The 6,985-nt window shown below is 63.7% G+C and carries 6 protein-coding genes; 5 read left to right on the top strand and 1 reads right to left on the bottom strand.

The window, feature by feature from the left end; all coding sequences use genetic code 11:
- Window positions 1-157: 157 nt before the first annotated feature.
- Entirely contained in the window at window positions 158-1,429 is a 1,272-nt protein-coding gene (locus EN969_RS10665) for an FAD-binding oxidoreductase (protein ID WP_063167556.1), read from the bottom strand.
- A 195-nt stretch (window positions 1,430-1,624) separates the two neighbouring features.
- Here EN969_RS10665 and EN969_RS10670 point away from each other — a divergent pair, with 195 nt between their 5' ends.
- The 5 genes from EN969_RS10670 to EN969_RS10690 all read left to right on the top strand — a co-directional run.
- Window positions 1,625-2,617 (top strand): membrane dipeptidase, encoded by a 993-nt coding sequence (locus EN969_RS10670; RefSeq protein ID WP_082826414.1) that lies wholly within the window; start codon window positions 1,625-1,627, stop codon window positions 2,615-2,617.
- 312 nt (window positions 2,618-2,929) lie between these two features.
- Window positions 2,930-4,489: an ABC transporter substrate-binding protein gene (locus EN969_RS10675; RefSeq protein WP_063167555.1), complete on the top strand. Its 1,560-nt coding sequence runs from the start codon at window positions 2,930-2,932 to the stop codon at window positions 4,487-4,489.
- A 52-nt stretch (window positions 4,490-4,541) separates the two neighbouring features.
- The gene (locus tag EN969_RS10680; protein ID WP_127419116.1) at window positions 4,542-5,489 is read left to right on the top strand and encodes an ABC transporter permease; all 948 of its coding nucleotides are present in this window, start codon (window positions 4,542-4,544) and stop codon (window positions 5,487-5,489) included.
- A gap of 22 nt (window positions 5,490-5,511) precedes the next feature.
- Window positions 5,512-6,357 carry an ABC transporter permease gene (locus EN969_RS10685; protein WP_082826413.1) on the top strand — a complete coding sequence of 282 codons (846 nt, stop codon included), beginning with the start codon at window positions 5,512-5,514 and terminating at the stop codon, window positions 6,355-6,357.
- On the top strand, window positions 6,354-6,985 hold a 632-nt coding region (locus EN969_RS10690), incomplete at its 3' end, for an ABC transporter ATP-binding protein (protein WP_164758214.1). The genes EN969_RS10685 and EN969_RS10690, both read left to right, overlap by 4 nt.

The raw sequence follows: 6,985 nt of genomic DNA on the forward strand, positions 1-6,985 counted from the left end.
GACAGTCGTCCGGCTGACCAAGACCTCGCGGCGCCACGCCGGCTCCTTCCACATCGTCATGAGGAAGAACGCCGGCCCGGTTGTCAGGGCGGTGGCGCAGGCGCTGCTCGGCAGCGTCGGCGACAGCTTGCAGGCAAGCGCCGGGGGCAGCTGACGATCAGGCCTCGCGACCAAACCGCGACGCCTCGTGACGCGCGCCCCAGGCCGGCATGGCGGCCTCGATCTCGGCTTCCGACTTGAAGGCGTTGGAGGCGTAGCGATCGACACGGAACCGCTCGACGGAAACGAACGGGGTCTGCCCGAGAACCAGTTCGCAAGAGAGCCGGCCAAGACCCGGTCCATGGGTGACGCCGCTCTCATTGTCGCCACCGACGACCACGATATTGTCGCTGCCGGGGACTTTGCCGACGATAAGGTTGTTGTCGGGCGTGTAGCACGGCACGCCTTGCGCCCAGCTCGCGATCGTCGAACCGCGCAGCGGCGGGAACACCGTCTGCAACTCGGCAAGCTCCTGCTCGGAGGTTTCCTGCATCAGCCCGATATTGTGCGGCTGGCCGGGTTCGATTTCGCTGTCGTTCGTCTTGTTGAGAGGTTTGTAGTGCCGGCCGGTTCCCCACATTATGGCGCCGAATGTCTCGCGCAGCCACAGCCGCAATTCGCGGCACTGGACGGTGGGAATGGTCGATGGCAGCCCACGGTCGTCGGTGACGATGCGCGTTGCAACGACGCGCAGCAGCGGCAACTGCCAGCCAAGGCCTGACAGGACCTGGTTGTTCCAGGCGCCGGCGGCAACAATCACGCCATCAGCCTCAAGACCGCCCTGGTCGGTCTCGATCGTCACCCGGTCGCCGGCATCATGGACGGCAGTCACGCGTGTGTTGCTGCGGAAGACGCCGCCGAGCTCGCTGATCTGGCCGGTCAGCACCCCCATCGCCAGCTTGGTGTCGAGCTGGATGCCGTGCGGATTGTAGGCCGCCGAATGGACCCGGGCCGGATCGATGAGGCCCTGCATCTTCTGCCCGATCTGCACGGCGTCCAGGTCCTGCATTTCCGGCGGCGCATAGGGAGAATCCAGCACCGGGCGGACGAAGCGTTCGCGCCCGTCCTCGGTCAGCGCCATGATCAAGGTGCCGTTCGGCCGATAACCAATCTCGGCGCCGACCTCGTGCAGCCTGCGATAGAAATCGAGGCCATATTGCTGCAGCTGAAAGCCCTCTTCACCGAGCGGGATCATGCCGGCGGACCAATGGGAGACGAAGCCAGCACCGGCGCTTGTGGTTGCGGCACCCGGCTGGCCGGCATCGATGACCGTCACCCGGCGCACGCCGGACCGCAGCAGATGGAAAGCCGCGCTGCAGCCGATGATGCCGCCGCCAATCACCGCGATATGCCTGCTATCGCTGCCGCCATGGCTTCCGTTTGAACTCATCTTTGTTCTCCCTTTTGCCGATGTTCCGGTCGGAGCGACATACAGCGACGGCGACCATACAGGCTCGTCCCGGACTGTCTAGACACATGTGTCTGTGGCCTGATACTTGATGCGCACTGCATCTGGATCACACGTCCGGAACGCCGCTTGATCCGGCTTTCCGTTGTGTTGTGTCGCCGAGAGAGCGAGGAAAAAGTGAGCGTTTCGACAGCCGCCCAGGCCATTTTCGACAGTGAAATCATATGGGACGCGCATTCCGGCTTCATGCCGGACCCGGCGGCGGACCTGAACAATCTGCAGATCTGGCGCGACGCCGGCATCGACTATCTGTCGATCGATGTCGGCTTCGACCTGTTGCCCTGGGAGCAGACCGTGCGGACGCTCGCAAATTTCCGCCACTGGATCCTTGCCAATCCCGAGCACTACACGCTGGTCTCCTCCGTCGCGGAAATCCGCAAGGCCAAGCTTGAAGGCAAACTGGCGATCACCTTCGACATCGAGGGCATGAACGCGCTCGACGGCCGCGTCGAGATGGTCGAGTTCTATCACCATCTGGGCGTCCGCCAGATCCTGTTTGCGTACAACAGGAACAATCTGGCCGGCGGCGGTTGCCACGATGTCGAGACCAGCCTGACGGCGTTCGGCCGCGAGGTCATCGACGAGATGAACCGTCTCGGCATGTTCGTCGACGTCACCCACACCGGCTATCGCACCTCGATGGAGGTGATGGAATACTCCAACCGGCCAGTCATCTTCTCGCACTCCAACGCCAAGGCCTTGTGCGGCCATGGCCGCAATATCACCGACGAGCAGATCAAGGCCTGCGCGCGCACCGGCGGCATCGTCGCGATCGTCGGGCTCAATCGTTTCCTGGGAGAGGGACGCACGGACTCGGACAGGCTGGCTGACCACATCGAATATCTCGTCGACCTGGCTGGCCCAAATCATGTCGGCATCGGACTGGACTACGCCTTTCCGGTTGATGTCAAAGGCATCGACCGCATCATTTCCGACAATCCGCAATTCTGGCCCAAGAGCGAATATCCGGAGGGGGCGACGACCTACGCGGCTCCAGGTCAGATGCGCGAACTGACCGAGGTTCTTCTGCGCCGCGGCCAGTCCGAGCAGACCGTGCGCGATGTCCTGGGCGGCAATTTCATGCGCCTGGCGGCTGAAATCTGGAAGTGAGCGGCGGCCGAGAGGCCTATCTCCGCTACAGCTCTTGATCCAGGCCCCACCGAATGGCGGGCCAGGCCATATCGTCTGCGCGATCACATTCCGCCCGTGACTTGCCCAAGTCGACGCGCCGGCGGCGGTCGGAACAGATGTCGAGATTTTCCGCAATATCGTCCGTATCCAAGATTCGGACGTGCCGGCAAAATTTTCGCTAGACATAGATGTCTATTATTAGCAGTTTTAGCGGACCGACACATTCGGCCCGGCTTGGAGAATGGCCTGCGGCCTGAAAACAAGACAACGAAAACAGCTGAGGGGTAGAGCATGTCCATTCTAGCCGACACCAGGGTTTCGCGCCGCAGCCTGCTCGCCGCAGCCGGCGCTTTCGGCCTCGCCTCAATGGTCAATCCAAAAGTTTCCTGGTCGAGCGACGGGCCGATCCTCAAGGTGCGCTCCTACGCCGACATCCAGACGCTCGACCCTTGCTTCCGGCTGGCGGCGCCTGAAGGCGACATCACCAGCGTCATCTTCGCCGGCCTCGTCGTCACCACGCCTGGCGACAGCTGGGGCTGGCGGCCGATGGCGGCGGAAACGATCAAGCAGCTCGATCCGCTGACCGTCGCCTTCCAGCTGCGCGACAATATCGGCTTCACCGATGGCTACGGCCAGATGACGGCCGAAGACGTCAAGTTTTCGATCGAACGCATCGCCGACCCAGCCAACAAGAGCCCCTATTCCGGCGACTGGGCAACGCTCAAGGAAGTCGAGGTCAAGGACAAGCTGTCGGGGCTGATCCACCTGAAACAAGCCTTCGCGCCGCTGTGGACGTCGACTTTGCCGACGCCGTCCGGCACCATCCTGTCAAAGCGCGCCATCACCGAGCTCGGTGGCAAGATGGGCGTCAAGCCAGTGGCTCAGTCAGGCCCCTACATCCTGAAGGAATGGCTGCCCAAGCAGCGCACGGTGCTGGTCCGCAATCCCGACTGGAAGTACGAGCAAGGTGCCTTCGCGGAAATCCACATTCATCCGATCGAGGACGAGAAGACCGCCGAACTCGGCTATGAGGCCGGCGACCTCGACTACACCTGGACCGCGGTCTCCTCGATCTCGCGCCTGAAGCAGACGCCGCCGCCGAAGACGACAGTGGTGGAGAAGCCTTCGCTGGCCTTTGTCTGGCTCGGCATGAACCAGGATGTCGCTCCCTTCAACAATCTCAACATGCGCCGCGCGGTTCAGTACGCCGTGGACCGCAAGGCGGTGGTCGATGCTGCCTATTTCGGCGCCGCCGCAACCGCCACCGGCATCATCGCGCCCGGCCTGCCCGGCCATCGCGAGAAGAACCTTTTCGATTTCGACCCAGACCGCGCCCGCGACATGATCGCCAAGGAGGGGCTGGCCGGCACGACGATCACGCTCGACATCCTCAACAAGACCGAGCGGCTGACCGCGGCGCAGGTCGTGCAGTCGAACCTGCAGGATGTCGGCCTCAATGTGGAGATCAAGCAGAACGACAGCGGCACCTTCTGGACGCTTGGCGCCAAGGAAGGCGACTACTGGAAGAAGCTGCAGATGATCATCAGCCGCTTCTCCATGCAGCCGGATCCGAGCTGGGCGACTGCCTGGTTCACCCGCGACCAGATCGGCGTCTGGAACTGGGAGCGGTTTTCCAGCGAGGAATTCGACAAGCTCAATGCCGAAGGCATGGTCGAGCTCGACCCGGCGAAACGCGATGTCATCTACAAGAAGCTGCAGGACCTGATGGAGGAGAACGGCAACTACGTTTTCCTGACGCATGAGGTCACCGGCATCATGAATCGAGACACGCTTGTGGCCGGCCTGAAGCCGAACGGCGAGCCCGTGTTCACCGGCTTCAAACCGGCATGATATCGGAGGGCGGGGCTCGCCCCCACCAAAGACCGTCCGACAGGTACCGAAAATGATCCGCTACGCCCTCAAGCGTCTGTGGCTTGGCGCCATCATCATCAGCGTCGCTATGATGATGATGTTCGCCATGGTCTACCTCATTCCCGGCGACCCGGCCTCCGTCGCGCTGGGGCCACGCGCGACGCCGGAGATGATGGAGGCGCTGCGCGTACGCATGGGCCTCGACCAGCCGGTGTGGCGGCAGTTCCTGCACTTCTACGGATCGGTCCTGCGCGGTGACCTGGGCACCGAGGTTCTGTCGAACCGGCCGGTGCTGGACGTGGTGATCGAGCAGCTTCCGTTCACGCTGGCGCTGGTGGTCGGCGGCATCACCTGGTCGGTGGCGCTTGGCATCCCGCTTGGCTGTATCGCCGCGGTGCGCCGAGGCGGCTTTGTCGATCAGGTGATCGGGGTTCTTTCGGTGGCGATGATCGCGGTGCCGTCCTTCGTCGTCGCCATCTATTCGCTGCTGGTGTTCGCGGTCGCACTGCAATGGCTGCCGGCGATCGGCGCCGGCGAACCGGGCGACCTCGCCAGCCGGCTCCAGCACCTCATCCTGCCGTCGCTGGCGGTCGGGCTTGGCTGGATCGGCTACATCTCGCGCATGGTGCGCGCCTCGATGCTGGAGACGCTGGAGGCCAGCCATATCCGCACGGCGCGCGCCTTCGGCCTGACAGAGCACCGGATCGTCTACACCTACGCGCTGCGCATTGCCGTGCTGCCCACGATCACCCTGCTCGGCGTTGGCATCGGCCACATGCGGTCGTCTTCCGTTTTCGCCGAAATCGTCTTCGCCCGCCCCGGCATCGGCAAGCTGGTCTATGAGGCGATCTCGGTGCGCAACTACCCCATCGTCTCCGGAGCCGTGCTGGTCACCACGGTCTTCTTCGTCCTCGTCAACGTAGCGGCCGACATTCTGGTCGGTATCTTGGATCCCCGTGTCAGATCAAGTTTCAACTGAGCTGTCTTCCGGCGGCAGCCGGTTGTCCGGATTGTGGCGCACCGTGCGCGGCATCATGCGCGAGCCGCTCGGCGCCGTCGGCCTGACGCTGGTGACGCTGGTGGTGCTGTCGGCGGTGTTTGCCAGCGCGCTGACCAGCTATGCGCCGAGCAAGATATCGCCGGCCGAACGCTTCGCTTCGCCGAGCCTGCTGCATCTGCTCGGCACCGACCACCTCGGCCGTGATCTTCTGACCCGGGTGCTCTATGGCGGGCGCGTCGCGCTCTTGATCGCGCTGGGCGCGACAGCGGTGTCGCTGGTCGTCGGCGTGGTGCTCGGGCTGATCGCCGGCTATGGGCCGCGCTGGCTCGACAATGTGCTGCTGCTGATCTTCGACGCCGTGAAGAGCTTTCCCACCGTCATGCTGGCGCTGACGCTGGTCACCCTGTTCGGCCCCTCGCTCTATGCGGTGGTGCTGGTGGTGATGCTGGTCAATGTGCCGGGCTATGCCCGCATCATCAGGACGCAGACGCTGGTGCTGAAGTCGGCCGAACATGTCATGGCGGCGCGCTCGATGGGCGCCAGTGCCGGCCGTATCCTGCGCGTCCATATCCTGCCCAACATCATCGGCCCGATCCTGATCCTGATATCGATGGACATTCCCGTGGTGGTGGCGATCGAGGCCGGCATGAGCTTCCTCGGGCTCGGCGTGCGGCCGCCAACGCCGAGCTGGGGCGCGATCCTCAATGACGGCTTTGCCAACATCCGCGATTCCTACTGGATCGTGATTGCCGGCGGCCTGCCCATCGTGCTGACCACACTCGGCTTCACCTTCTTCGGCGAGACGCTGCGCGACCTCTTCGATCCCCGGCTGAAGGGGCGGTCATGACGGTTCTCGCGATCAAGGATCTGAGCGTCGCCTTCCACACCGAGAGTGGGCGACTGGAGGCGCTGAAGCAGGTGAGTTTTTCCGTGCCGGCCAACCGCAGCGTTGGCGTGGTCGGCGAATCCGGCTGCGGGAAGTCGACGCTCATCAACGCCATTCTCGGCCTGCTCGCCGACAATGGCGAGATATTATCGGGCGACATCATCTTCGAGGGCGACAAGAACCTTGCCCGGCTCGACCCCACCGCGATGCGCGGCCTGCGCGGGCAAAGGATCGCCACCGTTTTCCAGGACCCGATGGGTGCGCTCAACCCGGTGCTGTCGGTGGGGCGGCAGATGCGCGACATCCAGTATCGCTCGGGTCTGTCGAAGCGGGACAAGGATGCGCGCTCGGTCGCCATGCTGCGCAAGGTTCGCATTCCCGATCCGGAAAGCCGGCTGACGCAGTTTCCGCACGAATTCTCCGGCGGCATGAAGCAGCGCATCGCCATCGCCATGGCGCTGATGATGGAGCCAGCGCTGCTGATCGCCGACGAGCCGACCACGGCGCTCGATGCGACGCTGGAGGTGGCCACCATCGAACTGCTCAAGGATCTGCAGCGCGACATCGGCTGCTCGGTGCTGTTCATCTC

The sequence above is a fragment of the Mesorhizobium sp. M7A.F.Ca.CA.003.01.2.1 genome (assembly GCF_003998945.1).
In the GTDB taxonomy this organism is placed as follows: Bacteria; Pseudomonadota; Alphaproteobacteria; order Rhizobiales; family Rhizobiaceae; genus Mesorhizobium; species Mesorhizobium ciceri.